This window comes from Spirillospora sp. NPDC048911, from assembly GCF_043198015.1.
Taxonomy (GTDB): Bacteria; Actinomycetota; Actinomycetes; order Streptosporangiales; family Streptosporangiaceae; genus Spirillospora.
This window is the reverse complement of record NZ_JBICUD010000001.1, coordinates 150,850-169,636: the sequence shown is the minus strand read 5'-3', so window position 1 is coordinate 169,636 and position 18,787 is coordinate 150,850. Positions and strand designations below refer to the sequence as shown.

The 18,787-nt window shown below is 71.1% G+C and carries 18 protein-coding genes; 8 read left to right on the top strand and 10 right to left on the bottom strand.

The genetic code is table 11. From position 1 onward, the window contains the following. The first annotated feature begins 137 nt into the window (after positions 1 to 137). The 3 genes from ACGFNU_RS00780 to ACGFNU_RS00770 all read left to right on the top strand — a co-directional run bounded on the left by ACGFNU_RS00780 (position 138) and on the right by ACGFNU_RS00770 (position 5,545). Complete coding sequence (locus ACGFNU_RS00780; protein WP_392589128.1) at positions 138 to 980, top strand: hypothetical protein; 843 nt, start codon at positions 138 to 140, stop codon at positions 978 to 980. Positions 981 to 1,006: 26 nt separating this feature from the next. Then, positions 1,007 to 3,916 (top strand): FAD-binding and (Fe-S)-binding domain-containing protein, encoded by a 2,910-nt coding sequence (locus tag ACGFNU_RS00775; RefSeq protein ID WP_392589127.1) that lies wholly within the window; start codon positions 1,007 to 1,009, stop codon positions 3,914 to 3,916. A 105-nt stretch (positions 3,917 to 4,021) separates the two neighbouring features. Then, positions 4,022 to 5,545 (top strand): alpha/beta hydrolase, encoded by a 1,524-nt coding sequence (locus tag ACGFNU_RS00770; RefSeq protein WP_392589126.1) that lies wholly within the window; start codon positions 4,022 to 4,024, stop codon positions 5,543 to 5,545. A 219-nt stretch (positions 5,546 to 5,764) separates the two neighbouring features. Here the strand turns inward: ACGFNU_RS00770 and ACGFNU_RS00765 are convergent, their stop codons facing one another. From ACGFNU_RS00765 to ACGFNU_RS00750, 4 genes are read right to left on the bottom strand one after another with little or no spacing between them, the layout of a single operon-like run. Next, positions 5,765 to 7,000: an ABC transporter permease gene (locus ACGFNU_RS00765; protein ID WP_392589125.1), complete on the bottom strand. Its 1,236-nt coding sequence runs from the start codon at positions 6,998 to 7,000 to the stop codon at positions 5,765 to 5,767. An 11-nt stretch (positions 7,001 to 7,011) separates the two neighbouring features. Continuing rightward, positions 7,012 to 7,701: an ABC transporter ATP-binding protein gene (locus ACGFNU_RS00760; protein ID WP_392589124.1), complete on the bottom strand. Its 690-nt coding sequence runs from the start codon at positions 7,699 to 7,701 to the stop codon at positions 7,012 to 7,014. Then, the gene (locus ACGFNU_RS00755; protein ID WP_392589123.1) at positions 7,698 to 8,741 is read right to left on the bottom strand and encodes a peptidoglycan-binding protein; all 1,044 of its coding nucleotides are present in this window, start codon (positions 8,739 to 8,741) and stop codon (positions 7,698 to 7,700) included. Before ACGFNU_RS00755 ends, ACGFNU_RS00760 begins: the two co-directional genes overlap by 4 nt. Positions 8,742 to 8,743: 2 nt before the next feature. After that, positions 8,744 to 9,295: a hypothetical protein gene (locus tag ACGFNU_RS00750; RefSeq protein WP_392589122.1), complete on the bottom strand. Its 552-nt coding sequence runs from the start codon at positions 9,293 to 9,295 to the stop codon at positions 8,744 to 8,746. Positions 9,296 to 9,474: 179 nt separating this feature from the next. On the opposite strand from ACGFNU_RS00750, the gene ACGFNU_RS00745 reads away from it, so the two are divergent. From ACGFNU_RS00745 to ACGFNU_RS00735, 3 genes are all read left to right on the top strand, one after another. Then, a complete protein-coding gene (locus tag ACGFNU_RS00745; RefSeq protein WP_392589121.1) occupies positions 9,475 to 10,131 on the top strand; it encodes a response regulator transcription factor in 657 nt (218 codons plus the stop codon). Continuing rightward, a complete protein-coding gene (locus tag ACGFNU_RS00740) occupies positions 10,128 to 11,441 on the top strand; it encodes a sensor histidine kinase (protein WP_392589120.1) in 1,314 nt (437 codons plus the stop codon). The genes ACGFNU_RS00745 and ACGFNU_RS00740 overlap by 4 nt, the downstream gene beginning before the upstream one ends. Before the next feature lie 101 nt (positions 11,442 to 11,542). Further along, positions 11,543 to 11,953 (top strand): ATP-binding protein, encoded by a 411-nt coding sequence (locus ACGFNU_RS00735; RefSeq protein ID WP_392589119.1) that lies wholly within the window; start codon positions 11,543 to 11,545, stop codon positions 11,951 to 11,953. Here the strand turns inward: ACGFNU_RS00735 and ACGFNU_RS00730 are convergent. After that, a complete protein-coding gene (locus ACGFNU_RS00730) occupies positions 11,950 to 12,798 on the bottom strand; it encodes an arylamine N-acetyltransferase (protein WP_392589118.1) in 849 nt (282 codons plus the stop codon). The two genes, ACGFNU_RS00735 and ACGFNU_RS00730, sit on opposite strands and share 4 nt — an antisense overlap. An 86-nt stretch (positions 12,799 to 12,884) precedes the next feature. After that, entirely contained in the window at positions 12,885 to 13,463 is a 579-nt protein-coding gene (locus ACGFNU_RS00725) for a dihydrofolate reductase family protein (RefSeq protein ID WP_392589117.1), read from the bottom strand. A 93-nt stretch (positions 13,464 to 13,556) separates the two neighbouring features. On the opposite strand from ACGFNU_RS00725, the gene ACGFNU_RS00720 reads away from it, so the two are divergent. Together ACGFNU_RS00720 and ACGFNU_RS00715 are read left to right on the top strand one after the other, a co-directional pair. After that, positions 13,557 to 14,138: a TetR/AcrR family transcriptional regulator gene (locus ACGFNU_RS00720; protein ID WP_392589116.1), complete on the top strand. Its 582-nt coding sequence runs from the start codon at positions 13,557 to 13,559 to the stop codon at positions 14,136 to 14,138. Between the two features lie 100 nt (positions 14,139 to 14,238). Further along, entirely contained in the window at positions 14,239 to 14,676 is a 438-nt protein-coding gene (locus ACGFNU_RS00715) for a VOC family protein (protein ID WP_392589115.1), read from the top strand. Positions 14,677 to 14,758: 82 nt separating this feature from the next. Here the strand turns inward: ACGFNU_RS00715 and ACGFNU_RS00710 are convergent, their stop codons facing one another. The 4 genes from ACGFNU_RS00710 to ACGFNU_RS00695 all read right to left on the bottom strand — a co-directional run bounded on the left by ACGFNU_RS00710 (position 14,759) and on the right by ACGFNU_RS00695 (position 18,774). Next, the gene (locus tag ACGFNU_RS00710) at positions 14,759 to 15,502 is read right to left on the bottom strand and encodes a L,D-transpeptidase family protein (RefSeq protein WP_392589114.1); all 744 of its coding nucleotides are present in this window, start codon (positions 15,500 to 15,502) and stop codon (positions 14,759 to 14,761) included. 139 nt (positions 15,503 to 15,641) lie between these two features. After that, the gene (locus ACGFNU_RS00705) at positions 15,642 to 16,271 is read right to left on the bottom strand and encodes an alpha-ketoglutarate-dependent dioxygenase AlkB (protein ID WP_392589113.1); all 630 of its coding nucleotides are present in this window, start codon (positions 16,269 to 16,271) and stop codon (positions 15,642 to 15,644) included. A gap of 59 nt (positions 16,272 to 16,330) precedes the next feature. After that, positions 16,331 to 17,227, bottom strand: coding sequence for a transglutaminase-like domain-containing protein (locus ACGFNU_RS00700; protein ID WP_392589112.1), 897 nt, complete (start codon positions 17,225 to 17,227; stop codon positions 16,331 to 16,333). Between the two features lie 95 nt (positions 17,228 to 17,322). Continuing rightward, on the bottom strand, positions 17,323 to 18,774 hold the full coding sequence (locus tag ACGFNU_RS00695; protein ID WP_392589111.1) for a fibronectin type III domain-containing protein: 1,452 nt from the start codon (positions 18,772 to 18,774) through the stop codon (positions 17,323 to 17,325). Positions 18,775 to 18,787: the final 13 nt, after the last annotated feature.

Genomic DNA, 18,787 nt, shown 5'->3' with positions numbered 1-18,787 from the left:
GGATCATGGAATCGCCAGGCCACGGTATGTTTCCCCTCGGTGTGTAACGTCCCGGTCCCAGGCGGCGCTGAGGTTCATAAGGATCGAAGCCGCTCCGGGGACGGCACGATCGCGTCCCTACATGAACGGGTGGCTTCATGTCAGAGCAAGGCACGCGGCCTTACGGCCGCGATCCTGAGGGCGTCGTCTGGCACGACGTCCTGGTCGTCGCCCGCCCTGGGGCTCCGGCCGGCGCGCCCGCGGGCGCGGGCGGCGTGCCCGGGCGGCAGGGCGGCATGCGGCGGAAGGCCAAGGGCCGGCGGCCGGTCTCGTGGCGGCTCGTGGCAGTCGGCACCGCGGGGGTGGTGACGTTCGCCGCCACGCTGGTGGGGATGAACCTCGTCTTCGGCAGCGACGACGCGCCCCCGACGCCCCAGGCACTGAAGGAGTGCGACGCGCCGGGATGCGCGGCGCCGGAGGTCATGCCGAGCACGGCCACGCCCTCCTCCTCGGAATCGCCCCTGAAGTCCCCGAGCGCCACGCCGACGAAGCGGTCCAGCGGCTCGCCCTCCCCGACCGCGCCGCCGACCGTGAAGCCGCAGGGTTCGAGCACGCCCGGGGCCCCGCCCCCGGCGCCGCGAGTCGCTCCCGTCCCGCCCGAGCAGCAGCAGCCGCCGACGACCGCCCCCCCGGCCGGGCCGCCGGTCACCGTCAGCTACTCGGGCTCCGGCAACGGCTACTGGGAGTATCGCGGCTCGTACACGGTCACCAACAGGAGCGGCGCCTCGCTTCCGTCCTGGCGCCTCGGGTTCGAGCCTTCGCGGCACAGCAGGCTGTACACGCTGTGGCCGCTTCCCTGGCGTCGTGAGGGCGGAACGGTCGTGGTCAGCGGCGGCCCGCTGGCGAACGGCGCCAGCTACACCGTGACGTTCCTCGCGCGTGGCCGGGGCGAACCGCCGACCGGCTGCACCCTCAACTACAGGCCCTGCGCCTGGGGCTGACCTGCCCGAAGCCCTAGCCTGGGTCGATGTCCGCCGCACATGACCCCGCCGCAGGTGAACTCGACGCGATCCGGCGGCGGTTGCCGGACGCCGGGTTCTTCCGCACGGATCTGACGGTCCGCGCGGCGTACTCCTCGGACGCCTCGATCTACCGGCAGGTCCCGGTGGCGGTCGCGGAGCCGCGGACGGCGGCCGATCTAGCCCTGACGCTGGAGCTGGCGGCCGAGGCGGGCCTGCCGGTGACGATGCGGGGCGGCGGGACGTCGATCGCGGGCAACTCGATCGGCCGCGGGATCGTGGTCGACACCTCCCGGCACCTCGACCGGATCATGTCGATCGATCCGGCGGCCCGGACGGCCGTCGTCGAGCCGGGGGTCGTGCTCGACGATCTACGGGCGGCGGCCGGGGCGCACGGGCTCACGTTCGGCCCCGATCCGTCGAGCCATTCGCGATGCACACTGGGCGGGATGATCGGCAACAACGCCTGCGGGTCGCATTCGGTGGCGTGGGGCATCACGGCCACCAACGTCGAGGCCCTCCGGGTGCTGCTGCCGGACGGGACGGAGCTCGCAGCGGGCAAGGGCACGAGCGGAGACGCCCGCGTCGATGCCGGACTGACGCGGCTGCGCGACGCCCACTTGGGGCCGCTGCGCACCGAGCTCGGACGGTTCAGCCGCCAGGTCTCGGGCTACGGCCTGCACCATCTGCTGCCCGAGAACGGCTTCGACGTGGCCAAGGCCCTGGTCGGCAGCGAGGGCACGTGCGGGCTGATCACCGAGGCGACGGTACGGCTCGTTCCGGTGCCGGCCGTGCGGGCGCTGGCCGTGCTCGGCTTCCCGGACGTCTACACGGCGGCCGAGGTCGCGCCGTTCGCGGCGCGGTGCGGCGCGCTCACCGTCGAAGGGATGGCGGCCGATCTGCTGACGGCGCTCCGCGCGCAACCGGGCCGCGGTGCCGCCGGAGCGACGTTGCCCGCCGGGGGCGGCTGGCTCTACTGCGAGGTCGGCGGCGACTCGCTCGCGGACGCGCAGGAGGCGGCCCACGCGCTGGTCGCGGCCGTCCGGGGGCTCGTTCCCGGGACGAGCGCGGTCGTGGTGGACGAGCCCGCCGAGATGCGGGCGCTGTGGTGGATCCGCGAGGCGGGCTCGGGGATCGTGACCCGGCTGCCGGACGGCGGCGAGGCGTGGCCCGGCTGGGAGGACTCGGCCGTTCCACCCGAACGGCTCGGCGACTACCTGCGCGAGCTGTACGGGCTGATGCGGAAGCGTGGTCTCAGGGGTGTCCCCTACGGGCACTTCGGGGAGGGCTGCCTGCACCTGCGCCTCGACTTCGGCCTGGACGCGCCCGGTGGCGTGGCGGCCTACCGCGACTTCATGGAGTCGGCCGCCGATCTGGTGCTCTCGTACGGCGGAACGGTCTCCGGCGAGCACGGGGACGGCCGGGCGCGGTCGGAGCTGCTGGCCAAGATGTACTCGCCCGAGCTGATGAGGGCGTTCGCCGCGTTCAAGGCCATCTTCGACCCGGCGGGGCGGCTCAACCCCGGCGTGATCATCGACCCGGCGCCCCTGGACGCGGATCTGCGGCCCGGGCCGGGACGCGACGCCCTGCTGGCCAAGGACGCCCTGCTGACCGAGTTGCCGATCACGCCGGTGCACGCCCTCACCCGTGACGGCGGCTCGTTCGCGGCGGCGGTGCACCGGTGCGTGGGCGTCGGTGCCTGCCGGAACCTGGAGACCGGGGCGATGTGCCCCTCGTTCACGGTCACCAGGGACGAGGTCCACTCGACGCGGGGCCGGGCGCGCGTGCTCGCCGAGATGCTACGCGGCGAGACGATCGCGGACGGCTGGCGGTCGGAGGAGGTTCGGGAGGCGCTCGACCTGTGCCTGTCGTGCAAGGCGTGCGCGAGCGACTGCCCGGTCAATGTCGACATGGCGACCTACAAGGCGGAGTTCCTGCACCGGCACTACGGCGGGCGGATACGGCCGGTGGCGCACTATTCGATGGGCTGGCTGCCGTTGTGGTCGCGGGCCGTGACGGCCGTCCCGGGCGCGGCGCGGCTCACCAACGCGGCCCTGCGGCGGCGCCCGGTGGCCGCGCTGGCGAAGCGGCTCGCGGGGGCCGAGCCCCGCCGCGAGATGATCTCTTTCGCGGAGGAGACGCTGAAGCAGTGGTTCCGCGGGCGTCCAGGCAAGGACGGCACGCGCAGGCATCCCCCGCGCAAGGACGGCCCGAAGGTCGTGTTGTGGCCGGACACGTTCACCGCCTTTCACTCGCCGGAGGTCGGACAGGCGGCGGTCGAGGTGCTGGAGGCGCTGGGATACCGGGTACTGATGCCGCCCGGCCGGGTCTGCTGCGGGCTGACCTGGCACTCGACCGGGCAGCTGAAGGTCACCAAGCGGGTCCTCAGCCACACCCTGGACGTGCTGGAGCCCGCGCTGAAGGCCGGACTCCCCGTCGTCGGGCTCGAACCGTCCTGCACCGTGATGTTGCGCGACGAGGCGCCCGAACTCCTGCCGGACGACCCACGAGCGAAACTTCTCGCCGAGGGCATGGTGACGCTCGCCGAGGTCGTCGAGAAGCATGAGGGCGACTGGCCGTTCGAACGGCTGGACGTGGCGGCGGTGTCGCAGGTGCACTGCCACCAGGAGGCCAAGGGCTCGTACGACCCGGATCGCGCCGTCCTGGAGCGGCTCGGCGTCGACACCGACGTCATCGGCGCCGGATGTTGCGGGCTCGCGGGCAACTTCGGCTTCGAGCCCGGCCATTGGGAGGTCTCTCAGGCCTGCGCCGAACGCGAGCTCTACCCCAAGGTCCGCGAGGCCGGAGACGACGCGCTCGTCCTCGCCGACGGCTTCTCCTGCCGCACGCAGGTGGCTCAGGGAACCGAACGGCGCGGGCTTCACCTGGCCGAAGTCCTGCGCCGAGCCCTCCCCTGATCCTCCCCTGAGGCGACCCTGAACCTCCCCTGAGATCGGTTCTCAGCGCCGGATCGCGGGCCTAGCGTGACGAACGCCCCAAGATCCATTCAGGAGGAATCGTTCATGCTCAAGGCCAGACCCGCCTTGCGGCGCACCGTCATCTGGAGCACGGGCGCAGCCGCATTGATCACCGCGGGCGCCGTCGTCGCCCCCTCCTTCGGTGACGCCGCTCCCCAGGCGAACGTGACGGCCGTGGCCGCGACGAGCGTCCAGTGGTCGCCGTGCAAGCCGGACACCCCCGAGTGGGCGGCCTGGAAGGGGTCCGAGTGCGCGACCCTGCGGCTGCCCATCGACTGGGCCCGCCCGGACGGCCCGAAGTTCGACTTCGCGATCGCCCGCCGCAAGGCCGATCCCGCGACTCGTACCGGGACCCTCGTGTTCGGCCCCGGCGGCCCGGGCGACTCCGGTGTCGAACGCGTCGGGACCGGCCTCGCCCGGTTCAGCGCCGAGGTCCGCAGCCGGTTCGACATCGTCAGCTTCGACCCGCGCGGGGTGGGCCGCAGCAGCCCGATCACCTGCTCGCCCGAGCTGGTCGCCGAGCGGCCGGCGCCGGAGATGAAGAGCCAGGCCGACTTCGAGGCCACCGTCGCGTACAACGAGCGCCTGCGCGACGACTGCCGGGAGAAGACCAAGCCCGCGGGCATCTTCGACCACGTCGACTCGGGCCAGACCGTCCGCGACCTGGAGGCGATTCGCATCGCTCTCGGCGAGAAGAAGCTGACGTTCCACGGGAGCTCGTACGGCACGTTGCTCGGCGCGCAGTACGCCGAGACCTATCCCCGCAATCTCCGGGCGCTGGTGCTGGAGAGCGTGATGGACCGCGGCGTTCCCACCACGCGCGCCTTCGTGAAGGACGGTGCGGCCGCCGGGCAGGATCTCTTCAACGAGTTCGTGGAGTGGTGCGCGGACAAGGGCAACACGGACTGCGCCCTGCGAGGCCGCGACGTGCGCGCTGTCTGGACGACGCTGCTGGCCAAGGCCGAACGTGGCGAACTGGCCACCCCGGCGAGGCTGGCGGGCAAGCTCGGGCCGCGGCTGACGGCGAACGACCTGGTCAACATGGTCGCTTTCCGGTCGTTCTATCAGGCCAACTTCAAGGTGCTCTCGGCCGACATCGTCGAAATGGAGACGCGTGAGGCGTCCGGCCCGCCCGCGAAGCTCTCGCCGGTCCCGCCTGCGTGGCCGGTGTTCTGCGGGGACTGGCGGCTTCCGGCGCGCAATTACCGCGAGTACGCGTCGCTGGTGCGGACGATGAACAAGACGGCCCCTGACATGCCGTACCTGCTGCCCGCCCGGCTCGTGACCTCCTGCCTCGGAGGTCCCACCGCCAACCCGCAACACCGTCTGAAGCCGGCGGCGCGCACCGCCCCGCCGGTCCTGCTGGTGAACTCGATGCACGACCCGGCCACGCCGCACAAGTGGGCCGCCTCGGTCGAGCGTCAGTTCGGCCGCAAGAGCGTGCTGCTCACGTATGACGGCCGGGGACATGGCAGCTCCAACGACACCCGCTGCATGGAGAGCGCGGTCGACGCTTACCTGACCGACCTGAAGCTGCCCGCACGAGGCACGCACTGCCCGGCCGCGTAGGGACCCGGCCATAAGGCCTGGCCACAAGACCCGGCCTAAGGACGCGATCACATGACACAGCCGCCCCGGTCCCGCCGCGTGTTCAGCGGCGGGACCGGGGTGCTGGGCGCCTGATACCCGGCAGGGAGGGGTTCGCCGGAGATCGGGCGCGGGACGCGTCCGGATGTGGGCGGCCAGACGCACGTGGTTCTCACGGGGGGCGTTACGGGGCCGGGGCCGTCACGGGGTGGCGAGGGCCTCGGTCGGGGCCAGGCGGGCGGCGCGGATCGCCGGGTAGAGACCGGCGATCCCGCCGATCAGCAGAGTCGCGGCGACGCCGCCGACCATGGCCCAGGGCGGTACGACGGTCGGCCAGTCCTGGCTCAGCGCGTAGATCGCCGTGACGACGATGCCGAGCGCCACCCCGCCCACTCCGCCCAGGGCGGCCAGCAGCTGCGACTCGGTGAGGAACTGCAGCCGGATCTGTCCCCGCGTCGCGCCCAGCGAGCGCCGCAGGCCGATCTCGGCCCGGCGTTCCAGCACCGAGATGACCATGGTGTTGGCGACGCCGACGCCGCCGACCAGCAGCGCCACCCCGCCGAGTCCGAGGAGCAGCCCGGTGAACGCCTTGTCCGTGGCCTGCTCGGCGGCCAGCGCGTCCGACGGGCGGCTGACCTTGACCTCGTTCGGCGACTCGGGGTTGGCCGTTTCGGCGAGCAGCCCCCCCACGGACTCGATCGCCTCCTTCTCCACCCGCGTGTAGACGGTGGTCGGATGGCCGTCGAAGCCCAGCTGCGTCCCGGCGGCCTCCCAGCCCACGAGCGCGGCGGAGTCCAGCTCCGGCGCGAGGGCGTTCGGGCGCAGGACGCCCACGACCGTGAACCACTTGGAGCCGAGCCAGACCTGCTGGTTCGGCTGCGCGACGCCGAGCCGCTCGGCCGCGTCCCAGCCCAGCACCACGGCCGGATACCGGCTGGTGCCGGCGTTCAGCCAGGTGCCGGTGGCCATCTCGAGGCCGATCGTGGCGGGCAGGTCCAGCTTGGTCGCCTGCACGCTGATCCCGCCGCTCTCGCCCGCCGGGATGTGGTCGTTGCGGTAGACCTTCGCGTCCCCGACCTTGCCGGTGGCGGACGCGGACAGCACGCGCGGGATCCGGCCGATCATTCCGACGGCGTCCTTGGGCATCTTGGCGTCCGAGCCGAAGAAGTCCTGGCCGGGGGCCACGGTCAGCAGGTTGGTGCCCAGCCGGTCCAGCGTGGCCTGGAGCTGCGCGCGGCTCGACGTAGAGATGCCGACGACGCCGATCATCGCGGCGATGCCGATGGCGATGCCCAGGGCGGACAGGAACACCCGCAGCGGGCGGGCCCGCAACCCCGCGCCGCCGACCTTGATCACGTCACGCGGGCCCAGCCGCGCCGGCACGTCCTCGGCTCCGTCGAGCGGGCGGCCGTTCGGGCGGCCCCTCCTGCCTCTCATCGCGCGGCCTCTCATCGTGCGGCCTCCGCCCAGACGTCGTCGTGCTCGATGCGGCCGTCGCGCATCTGGACCTGCCGGGGCAGGAGGCCGGCGATGTCGCGGTCATGGGTGATCAGGATGACCGTGGTGCCGCCCCGCGCAAGCTCCCGCAGCAGGTCGATCACCCCGGCGCCGGTCGTGGAGTCCAGCGCGCCGGTGGGTTCGTCGGCGAGGAGCATCGCCGGTTCGCCGACGACCGCGCGGGCGATGGCCACGCGCTGCTTCTCTCCTCCGGACAGCTGGTGCGGCCGGTGGCTCAGCCGGTGCCCGAGCCCGACGCGTTCGAGCGCCACCCGGGCCCGGCGCCGCCGTTCCGCCGCGGCGACGCCCCCGTACAGCAGCCCGTCGGCGACGTTGTCGAGCGCGCTGACCCCGGCGGCGAGATGGAACTGCTGGAACACGAACCCGATCCGGCGGGCGCGCAACGCCGACAGCCGCCGGTCGGTGAGCCGCGAGACGTCCCGGCCCTGGACCAGCACGGTGCCCTCGCTCGGCCGGTCGAGCGTCCCGAGCAGGTGCAGCATCGTCGACTTGCCCGAGCCGGACGGCCCGACGACCGCCACCAGCTCGCCGGACTCGACCGTCACCGACACCCGGTCGAGCGCGGTGACGTCGCCGGGATAGGTCTTGGTGACCTCCCGGAGCTCCACGACCGGCGTCACTTCGGGACCCCGACCTTCATGCCCTCGGCGAGCCCGCTGCCGGAGATCTCGACGCGTCCCTCGGAGAAGACGCCGGTCTCGACCTTGACCGTACGGGTCGTCGATCCCTGGACGACCTGGACGCCGTAACCGCCACCGGGCTGCGCGACCAGCGCCCCGACCGGCACGGCCAGGACGTTCGCGTGCTTGCCGGCGGTGAACGCGACGTCCACCGGAGCCTTGTCGTAGGAGCCGAGCGCGTTCTGCTTGCGGACCGCGATGGTCACCTCGACGCTGGTGGGGTTCTCACCCTCGCCCTCCTTGGCGACCTTGCCGATCTTGGTGACCGTGCCCTTGGTGGTCTCGTCCTCGGTCAGCTCGATCGTCACCTCGGCGCCCTTCTTGACCAGGCGCTGGTACTTGACGTCGAGGTCGACGGTCACCACCCGGGTCGTGCCGGTGTAGGTGAACGCGGGGCCGCCGGCCTTGTCGCCGACCGCGGCCTTCCGCTCGGCCACCCGGATCTCCCGGCGGGTGACCATGGCCGAGCCGGGCGTCACCTTGCCCGTCTCCGCGACGCCGAGGTCCTCCTGCCACTCCTTCACCGCCGTGGCGGTGGCGGCGCTGAAGGTCTTGTCGACCGTGAACCCGGTGTAGCCGAGGGCCTGCAGGTTCCGTTCGAGCTGCCTGACGTCGGGGCCCTCACTGCCGGTGGCCAGCGTCCGGTAGATCGGCAACGTCCCGTACAGCAGCGGCACGGGCTTGTTGTCGACCTTGTACGCCGCGCGTCCCCGCGAGATCACCGTGCCCGGAGAGGGCAGCCAGGTGAGCGTGCCGCCGCCCGCGCTGGACGCGGTGCTGGTGGTGCCGTACGCGAGCGTGCCGCCCACCGACTCCGTTTCGACCAGGGTCGTGCGTTCGATCTCCGCGGTGGCGGGCGGAAGGGCGCTGTGCGCGACCGGGGTGCCGCCGCCCCCGCCCAGCCCGGCGGTCGCGAGCCCGGCGCCGCCGATCACGACCACCCCGGCGACGCCGAGCAGCGCCGCCCGCTTGCCGTTCAAGGTCAGTTCCCCTTCTCATCGCGCATGGGCCGGAGATGCGCGCAGGCCTTGTCGGCCGCCTTGAACTTCTGGCTTTCGGGGTTCTCGCCGATGCTCTCCTTCTGCGGCGCCCGGCCGCCCTTGGACTCGACCTTGTGCTGGATCATGCCGCTGTCATCGGGGTCGGGCATCTCGATGCCGTGCTCGCGCATGCACTTGGCGAACGCGCGCATCTTGGCGACCTCTTCGCGGCTGAGCTTGGGCGGCTTGCCGCCGTTCGGCTGCAGGTGGCGGCACTTCGCCTCGGCGGCCTTCATCTTCTCGGGGCCGTCGCCCTTCCCGGCCTTCTCGGCCCTCACCTCTACCTTGATTCCCCCAGAGCCGTCGGTCTGGGGGTCGGGCATGTCGATGCCGTTGTCACGCATGCACTTGGCGAAGGCGCGCATCGCCGAAAGCTGGTCGGTCTTCTTGCTGGAGGGCTGGGCGTTGGCGGTGCCGCCGTTGCCGCCGCAGGCGGGCAGGCAGAGGGCGAGCATCGGCACCATGGCCAGCGCCGCGAGGGTTTGTCGTCGCATCGATTCGTCTCCTTGTCGACTTCCGCCCGCAGCGTTCCGGCGGACGATCCGAAGTCCAGCGCGCGTGCGTTAAACCCCCCGTAACCACTTCCGGTTATGCCGGCGTTACGCCCGCTGCCGCAGGCTGTACCTCGGACACCGGTGGAGCGAGCGCTTTCGCATGGCGTGAGGACGGGAACGTGCGGGTACTGATCGCCGAGGACGAGCGCATGCTCGCCGACTCGATCGCCGAGGGCCTGCGGGCCGAGGCGCTGGCCGTGGACGTGGTGTACGACGGCGACGCCGCCCTGGAGAACCTCGGCGTGAACGACTACGACGTGCTGGTGCTCGACCGCGACCTGCCGGTCGTCCACGGCGACGACGTGTGCCGCGCCGTGGTGGAGTCCGGCGCCCCGGTACGGGTGATCATGCTCACCGCCGCCGTCACCGTGCCCGCCCGGGTCCAGGGGCTCCGGCTGGGCGCCGACGACTACCTGACCAAGCCGTTCGCGTTCGAGGAACTGGTCGCCCGCATCCATGCCCTCGGCCGCCGCGCCCGGCCCGCCGACCCGCCGACCCTGGAACGGGCGGGAGTCCGGCTCGATCCGGCGCGCCGGGAGGTCTATCGGGACGGGCGGTACGTCCAGCTGGCGCGCAAGGAGTTCGGCCTGCTCGCCGAGCTGCTGCGGGCGGACGGAAAGGTCGTCTCGGCGGAACAGCTGCTGGAGAAGGTGTGGGACGCGCACACCGACCCGTTCACCAACACGGTGCGCGTGACGCTGATGAAACTGCGCCGGAAACTCGGGGACCCGGCCATCATCGAGACCGTTCCGGGAGTGGGGTACCGCATTCCATGACGACGTTGAGAGGGACGCTCGCCGGGAAATTCCGGCCTACGGTCCGGGCCCGGCTGACACTGGTCTACGGAGGACTCTTCCTGGTCGGCGGCATCGTGCTCCTGGGTTTGACCTACTTCCTCGTGGACGCGAGCCTCGGGCCCAACGGGCCCAAGGAGGCGATCTCCGGCAACAGCGTCGGTCCCGGGGCCGCTTCTGGCGCGGAGCAGAGGATTACCTCGTTCGAGGAGGTGCCACCTGAAGCTCAGATCCCGAAGGACCAGGTCGGGCATCTGCTGATCGAGGCCAGGGGCGACACCCAGCGCGAGACGCTGAACGCCCTGCTCACCCAGGGCGGCATCGCGCTGGGCATGGTGGGGGCCATCGCGCTGGGCCTGGGCTGGTTCTTCGCGGACCGGGCGCTGAGCCCGATGCACAAGATCACTGAGACCGCGCGGCGGGTGGCGCGCAGCCATGACCTCGGCGAACGCATCGCCTACGACGGCCCGCGCGACGACGTGAAGGAGCTGGCCGACACGTTCGACACCATGCTGGAACGGCTGGCCAGGGCCTTCGACGGGCAGCGCCGCTTCGTCGCCAACGCCTCGCACGAGCTGCGCACCCCGCTGGCGATCAACCGGACCCTCGTCGACGTCGCGGTGCGCCGGCCCGACGCGACCGAGGACGTCAAGCGCCTGGGCGAGTCGCTGCTCGTCGTCAACGAACGCCACGAACGCCTCATCGACGGTCTCCTCACGCTCGCCGGCACCGAGAACACCGTCGTCGACAGGTCCCCGCTCGACCTGTCCCTCGTCGCCGGGCACGTGCTCGACCAGGCCGCCGCCGAGGCGGCCGAGCACGGGGTCATGGTGCACCGCCGCCTCGGGCCCGCGTCGGCCGAGGGCGATCCGGTACTGCTGGAACGCCTCGTCCAGAACCTCGTGGAGAACGCCATCCGCCACAACCACGAGGGCGGCGAGCTCTGGGTCTCGACCACGGCCGGCAACGGCCGGATCGAGCTCACGGTCGCCAACACCGGCCCGGTCGTCCCGCCCTACGACGTTGAGACGATCTTCGAGCCGTTCCGCCGGCTGGGCAACGACCGGGTGCGGTCGGACCGGGGCACCGGCCTCGGCCTGTCGATCGTCCGCGCCACCGCCGTCGCGCACGGCGGCGGCGTCAACGCCGTCTCCAGGCCCGCCGGGGGCCTCGTCCTCACCGTCGTGCTCCCGAGCTGGCCGCCCGCTCTGAGCCGTTCACCCGCTCTGGGCCGCCCGCAATCTGCCGAAACGTTGAACCTTGGCCCGGGTCGGGGCCGTACCTCGGACTGAAAGGACCATCGGGGCCGATCGCATCACCACACCTCGCTGGGGAGGCGCCGAGAGCGACATGGCCTCTCGATCTCGACCGCGAGGGCGGAGAGATGGCGATCATGACCGGACGGCGGGGGCTCGACGCACAGCGGTTCGAGCAACGAGTGCGGGCGGTGCCCGCCGCGGTGGGGCTGCTGCGCGACCTCACCGAGTTCCATCTGTCGATGTGGGGGATGACGGCGCACACCCCGGATCTCGTGCTGATCGTCAGTGAGCTGGCGACCAACGCGGTGAACGCGGCGCCGGGCGCGCAGATCGATCTGCGGTTCTGGGCCGAGGAGGGCGTCGTCGGCATCGAGCTGGAGGATCCGGCCGCGGCCCTGCCGGCCCTCCGGGCCGCGGCCCCCGAGGAGATCGGGGGCCGGGGACTGGAGATCGTGGACCTGCTCGTCGAGGAGTGGGGGACCCGGCAGGAGCCCCGGGGCAGCAAGGTCGTCTGGGTCCGCTACCGCGTCGGGGACGCGTCCTAGACCGGCGGGTCGCTGTGGGCGAGCTTCGCCGCGTCGGCCGGATCGAGGGCCACGTCGAAGACCTCGTCGAGCAGCCTGGGGAGCTCGGACTGCTCGACCTCGCGGGTCTCCGCGGTGCCGTCCGGCCGGGTGGTCGTCCAGGTGGTCCCGTCGAGGACGTGGAGTGCCTCCGCGGTGAATCGCTGAGCGTACGGCCGGGTCGTGAACGGCGAGCGCGGGCTGGTGGAGACGTAGTGGCTGCCCACCACGTAGTCCAGCGTGTACTGCGGGTTCAGCGTGAAGGTATGACGGTCGAGCCAGCCTTCCGGGCCGGCTTGGTGGAGCACCCACAGATCCGTGTTCAGCTCGCCGGTCCCGCGTTCCAGCCGGAACCGCCAGCCATCTTCCAAGATCTCCGCTCCGTCCGTGAACTCGATCGGCGCGTGCGGCCCGGCGCCGAAGCCGACGTCGCACAACCACACCCGGTCGTCGCCGGCCGTCGTGACCCGCAGGACCGCGTGGGTGGCGGGCCGGATCGCGGCCGCCCCCATCGTCACGCGCGCCGACAGGGCCGTCACGCCGAAGCCGAGCCGTTCGAGCGCGGCGGCGAACAGCAGGGTGTGCTCGTAGCAGTATCCGCCGCGGCGGTTCTGGACCAGCTTGTCCTGGAGGGCCTTCAGATCCAGCGGGATCGAGCGGCCCAGAATGATCTCCAGGTTCTCGAACGGGATCGACGTGGTGTGCCCGCGTTGCAGGGCCCGCAACGTCTCCAGGGTGGGCGCGCGGTCGCCGCCGAACCCGATCCGCGCGAGATAGGCGTCGAGATCGAGCTCGCCGCCGTTCCATCCGTACCCGTCGTCCGCCACCGTGGCCTCCTTCGCTCTCCCAGCGTTCAACTCCCGCGGTGCCGCCGAAGATTCCGGACGTCCGTCAGCGCTCGTCCGGAGGTGCGTTACGTGCGGGTGTAGGTGAGAACGGCCGCGCCGTTGTCGAACGTGCGGGTGCCGGTCAGGTCGAAGTGGCCGGCCTGGAGCTCCCGCGTGGCGAAGGCCCGGATGCCCGTGCCGATGACGACCGGGTAGAGCTTGAGGATGAGCTCGTCGATCTCCGGGAGCAGGGAACCGGCGAGCTTCCCGCCCCCGGACAGCCAGATGCCGAGCCCTTCCTCCTCGTTCTTCAGCCGCCGTACCGCTTCGAGCGCGTCGCCCTGGACCAGCGTGACCCCGGGCTCGTCGATCGCCGTGATGCTTCCGGAGAACACGTACTGCCGCAGGTGCTGCCAGGGGCTGGTGACCCCGTCCTGGAGGCCCATGCGGTAGGTGGTGGCGCCCATCAGAACCGTGTCGAAGCGCTCGTTGGCCGCTTCCGCCAGGCCCGCGGGCGCCCGGAAGGCGGTCGGGACGGTCTCGGGCATGCGCTCGTTCAGGTACTCCACCATGTCCGGCGACCAGGGGAGGAACTCGGACTTCCCGTCCGGCCCGCCGATGAAGCCGTCGATCGTGCTCGCCACGTAGTAGGTCAATTTTCGCATCACACTACTCCATTCGAAGTGCTTCAGTTGTAGTGGTTTGAAGGTAGTACTCTGTCTGTAGTGGTGTCAATCCTTGACGTGTTTGGAGGCCGGATGCGGCAGAACCCGGAGCGGCGTGCGGCGCTCATCGACGCGGCCATCGAGGTCCTGGCCCGCGAGGGCGCGCGCGGCCTGACGTTCCGGGCCATCGACGCCGAGGCGGGCTGCCCGATCGGGACGGCCTCGAACTACTTCGCCAACCGGGACGACCTGTTCGACCAGGTCGGCGGCCGGATCTACGAGCGCTACCAGCCGGACGAGGCCACGCTCGCCCGGAACCTGTCGGGGCCGAGGACCAGGGAGCGCCTCGTCGAGGTCATGCGCACCACCGTGGAGAACGTCGCCGCGTTCCGCTCGGGCTACCTCGCCCTCTTGGAGCTACGCCTGGAGGCCACCCGGCGGCCCGAGTTGCGCGAGGTCCTCACGCGAACGATCCGGCGCGACGTCCAGGCCAACATCTCGCATCACCGGGACTCGGGGCTGCCGGGTGACGAGACCACGGTCGTCCTGCTGCAGTTGGCGCTCAACTGGCTGATCGTGGAGCGGCTCACGCTGCCGGACGTCTTTCCGGAGGACGAGATCGACGCGCTGGTGGCCGCGGCCGTCGAACGCGCCCTGCCGCGCGAGCTGCCATGACGATCGCCGCACGTGCCGGATCCGGTGCCCGATCGCCGATGAGTTTTCGTCAGGGCCGCGGTCTACCCTCACGAAACCACGTTCCACAAAGGAGATGACCATGGCCGGCACCATGATTTTCGTGAACCTCGCCGTGCGGGACCTCGAGCAGAGCAAGGCGTTCTGGAGCAAGCTCGGCTACTCGTTCGACCCGATGTTCACCGACGAGAACGCGGCCTGCCTGGTGCTCGCCGAAGGGCACAACTACGCCATGCTCCTCACCGCGGAGTTCTTCGCCGGATTCCTGGTCAAGGGGAAGGCGGCCGCCGACGCCGCGACGACCACCGAGACCATGATCGCGCTGTCCGCGGACAGCCGCGAGGAGGTCGACCGGCTCGTCGACACGGCGCTGGCGTCGGGCGGCTCGGCCGCCGGCGACACCATGGACATGGGGCCGATGTACGGGCGCAGCTTCCAGGACCCCGACGGCCACCACTGGGAGGTCATGCACATGGACATGGCCGCCATGGAGCAGGCGGGACAGCAGGCGGGTCAGTAGGGCGTGGCCACGTGAAGGCCCGTGACCGTCCGGGGGACGGTCACGGGCCTTGTGCGTGCTCGGTTTGTTTTTGTGGCCCGGGTCAGCGCACGTAGACGCGGAAGCCGACCGGGATGATCTTGAACATCAGATCGGCGGTGTGCTTCATCGGGAGGCGCGCGCAGCCGTGCGAGGCCGGGTAGAGCGGCACGCTCGGCGAGCCGTGCAACGCGTAGCCCTGGTAGAAGTAGATCGGCTTGTAGAGGTCACCGAGCTTGGCGTGCCGCCAGCCGTTGATCTTGCGGGTGACCTTGAAGTTGCCGGTGGGCGTGCGCGCGACGTCGCACTCGCCCTTGTAGCAGTAACGCTGGTTGTTGCCGGTCGAGGTGTGCGTGATCAGGTAGACCTTGTTGTTCTTGTAGACCACGACCAGCTGGCGCTTCTTGGAGATCTCGACGCGGCTGGCGGCCGGCTTCTTGACGATCTTCACGGGCGCCTTGGGCTTGGCCAGCGCCTTCCAGGTCCCCTTGCCGACGGTGCCCTTGCTGCCGGGCTTGAGCCCGTTCACCTTCTGGAACGCCCAGACGGCGTAGAGCGTGTCCTTGCCGTACTTCCCGTTGATCGAACCCGGGTCGTAACGGAGCGCCCGCAGGCGCTTCTGCAGGTAGGTGACGTACTTGCCCTTGGAGCCGTAGTACAGCGTGGGCGCCGCCGCGGCCTTGGCCGTGGGCGCCGCCGTCGTGGCCGCGGCGCTCGGCGCGGATGTGGCCGCCTCGGCGGGTGCGGAGATGAGCGGTGCCGCCATGGCCCCGGCGACCAACGCTAGTCCGGCGATCTTCAGGCGCATGCCTACCGGCCCCCTGTCCTTGGAATTGTCAATTGACCCAAGGGCACCTTAGATCACACAAGTTGTGATTGGGGCCAGGGTGGACCATTCGCGGCCGTGTTGATGGCCACGATGCCGGCGCGGCCGTTGACGCGTGCCCTCAGCGGACACCGCGGGGGCGGAACTGCACGCTGATCCTGGGGCCGGTGGCCTTCGTGCTCTTCGGAATCGCGTGCTCCCAGGTGCGCTGGCAACTGCCGCCCATCACCAGCAAGTCGCCCGGACCCATGCCGTGGCGCTGCGCGGTACCCCCGCCGCGCGGTCGCAGCAACAACGATCGGGGCGCGCCGAACGAGATGATCGCGACCATGGTGTCCGCGGTCCGGCCGCGCCCGGTCCGGTCGCCGTGCCAGGCGACGCTGTCGTGCTCGTCGCGATAGAGGCAGAGGCCCGCGGTCTGGAACGGCTCGCCCAGCTCCGCCGCGTAGTGCGCGCTGAGGGCGGCCTTCGCCTCGTCGAGCACCGGATCGGGGAGCGGGGCGTCCTCGTCGTAGAAGCTCATCAGCCGCGGGACGTCGACCACCCGGTCGTACATCTGCCGCTGTTCGGCGCGCCAGGGCACCTCGGTCAGCAGCCGCTCGAACAGCGCGTCCGAGCCGGAGATCCAGCCGGGCCGGACGTCGACCCAGGCGCCGTGCTCCAGGCGGGTGCGCCGCACGGAACCGCCGAGCGCCTCGACGCGCGTCTCCTCGGTGCAGTCGAGCAGCAAGCCCTGGATGGGTCCGTTCATGCCGCCCAATCTACCCGGGCATGTCAAACATATGTTCGAATGTCCAGTCCCCGTCGCACTCAGCGCAGCTCGACCCGGATCCGCTCGTTGTCGGGCGGCGGATGGCTGGAGACCACCGGCGGCACGCGCAGATCCTCGTCGGCGTACGCGGCCTGGACGCGGTCGAGCGTCACCTCGGGGTCGTTGATGAGCGCGGCGAGGGCGTCCATCCGCTCGAACATGGGCTCGTCCGGCGCGTCCCTCGTGTCGATCACGCCCCAGCCGTCCCAGAGGAGCATCTCGTCCTTGTTGAGCGCGGCGAGGTCGAACACGAGGTTGTGGACCAGGTACGGCCACGACTTCAGGAACGGCAGATCGATCCCGGGCCCGACCAGGACCCGTTCCGGGTCGACCTTGCCCGCCCGGCACAGCTCCCACGCCTCGGACCCGGTCAGGAAACGATGCCGGGGGACGTCCGTCAGGTCGAGCGGCGCGTCCTCCCCGGGCGGCGTGTGCCCGTCCGGGAACTCCGGCTCGACCAGCCGCCAGCGCCCCTCCGCGGCGTCCCAGACCTCCGGGATCATGTGATCGATGAACAGGCCCGGGACGAGGTAGTCGGCGAAGCCGACACGGCCGCGCGCCGGGATCCCGTTGTGGCGGGCGAGCGCGAGGAACAGCACCGTGTTGTCGCGGCAGCACCCCACCAGCCGCTCCGTCGGAGCACGTTCGGCCGACGGGGGGGTGGGGTTGAGTTCGCGTGCGCGCCGCAGCATCACGTCGGCGTACCGCAGGTTGATCTCCGCCCGCCGTTCGGACGGGAAGCCGTGCTCGGTGATGTCGCCATGCGCCCAGTAGTGGAAGACCAGGTGCGCCGCCGCCCGCCGCACACCGTCCAGGTCGCCGGGCACGCCACCGATCCATGCCGCCAGTTCACCCGGATCGGTGACCTTGCTCTGCGACGAATAGAACTCGATCACGGCAACCTCCCTGAGACGACGCGCTGCCGCGATCGTGTCATTTTTCAGGTGCTTTATTCACCTCACTTAAATGCGGTCTCGCCCACATGAGGCCGCTAGGGCCGGCCGATTCCGGAGAGGTCTCGATGCATGACGCTGTTGCGGTCGGTGACGCGATTTCCCAGCGAGAGTTGCGGCCACCATCCGGACAGCTCCTGGCGGCTGCGTTCACTCCACGCCCGCGCGAGGTCGCCGCGCGTCTTGTAGAAGTTCAGCGCGTACCCGCCGGTGTGGACGCGCAGCAGCGTGAAGCCGCCCGGGTATTCCTTGACCGCGCCGACCTCCTGCTGCACGACGCGGGGCGCGAGCGGGAACACCGAGCGCTGGTTGCGGTGCGTGTGCCCGGCGTGGTGGAGGAAGACGCCGGGCGCGCCCGCGTACGCGCGCAGCATCGAGATCGCCTGGCCCGCCTCGATCGACTGCCCGCCGGTGATCGCCAGCGGCGAGTTCTCCACGAAGATCGGGTGGTGGCCGAACACGACGGTGGGCTGGTCGCGGTTCTCCTTCAGCGTGCTCTCGAACCACGCGTACTGGTCCTTGCCGAGCCCGCCCGCGTCCCCGCCGTCGCCCGCCTTGTCGTACGTGTCGAGCCCGATGACGCGCAGGCCGTGCAGGTCGTGCGTGAAGTACGCGGGCCCGTCGTCGACGAAGAAGCCGTCGCGGAAGCAGTCGTGTCCCTGCCACTGCCCTGGGCTGCACGAGGCGTAGGCGGCACCCTCATGGGCTCGATCGTGATTGCCCCGAGCGACGAGGTAGGCCCGTCCGTACGACCCGAACCCATCCAGCAGCGTCTTGGCGCGTCCGACGTCGACCGGCTCCGCCTCGCTGGTGACGTCACCCGCGGCCAGCAGATAGCTTGCTCCGCGCAGCCGCGCGTCCTCGACCAGAGCCCGCGCCATGACCTCCGGGTACGGCGGATGGCCGGGCACCTGCTCGATTCCCTTGATCCACGGCAGCTGGCCCACGAGCCCGGCCACCGTCTCGCCGAGGTGCAGGTCGTTGCAGAGGGCCACCGAGAAGAGGAACGAGCCGGGCGGCGGCTGCGGAGTCGTGAAGCTGTAGACCCCGTCCGCCCGCGGTGCTCCGGCGGCCTGCCCGAACGCCAGCGGCGTGGCGCTCGCGACCTGCCCTTCGGAACGGGCCCGGTAGTAGTAGGTGCGTCCCGGCTCCAGCCCGGTCAGCTCCACGTAGTGGTACGGGGTGTCCGCGGGTCCGGCGGCCCGCTGCGTGAGCCGGCCCGGGTGCGTCCCGTACTCCACCTCGCCGTCGGACGGGGCCGGCTTCATCCGCCCGAGCCCGTCGTCGGTGCCCGGGACGCCGGTGTACCAGGTGAGGATCGCGCTGTTCTCGGTGAGCGTGACGAGTTCCAGATCGACGGCCCGTACGGCCCCGGTTCGAGCAGCCGCCGCGTACACCCGCTCCGGATCGGTGACCGGCAGCAACGAGGCGCCCGCCACCACCGCGCTCCAGCGCAACAGATCCCGCCGGCTCGGCCTGCAACAGATCATGTGCGTCAGCGTC